Origin of the sequence: Anoxybacillus sp. LAT27, from assembly GCF_022030075.1 — a bacterium.
Lineage (GTDB): Bacteria > Bacillota > Bacilli > Bacillales > Anoxybacillaceae > Anoxybacillus > Anoxybacillus kestanbolensis.
The window spans coordinates 1-268 of record NZ_JAIWYK010000430.1; the positions used below are offsets into that span (position 1 = coordinate 1).

Genomic DNA, 268 nt, shown 5'->3' on the forward strand with positions numbered 1-268 from the left:
CCTGCAGCGCATTTTTCAGACGAAGCGCGAAGAAATCGGCCAGGTCTTTCTTCACCTCATCCCTGTCGCGCTTGGTTACGCCCTGAGCGGCATAGATGTCCAGCGCGGCGTCCCACAAGCGGTCCAGCGGCAGCTTCCAGCCGCGGTCGAGCAGGATCGCCACGATCCCCGCCGCCATCCGGCGCAGTCCGTACGGGTCCTGCGAGCCGGTGGGGACGATGCCGATGGAGAAGCAGCCGACAATCGTGTCCAGCTTGTCCGCGATGCT

General features: G+C 64.6%; 1 protein-coding gene. It reads right to left on the minus strand.

What is annotated here, in order from left to right:
- On the minus strand, positions 1 to 268 hold a 268-nt coding region (locus LD028_RS13080; RefSeq protein ID WP_237812072.1), incomplete at both ends, for a glycine--tRNA ligase subunit beta.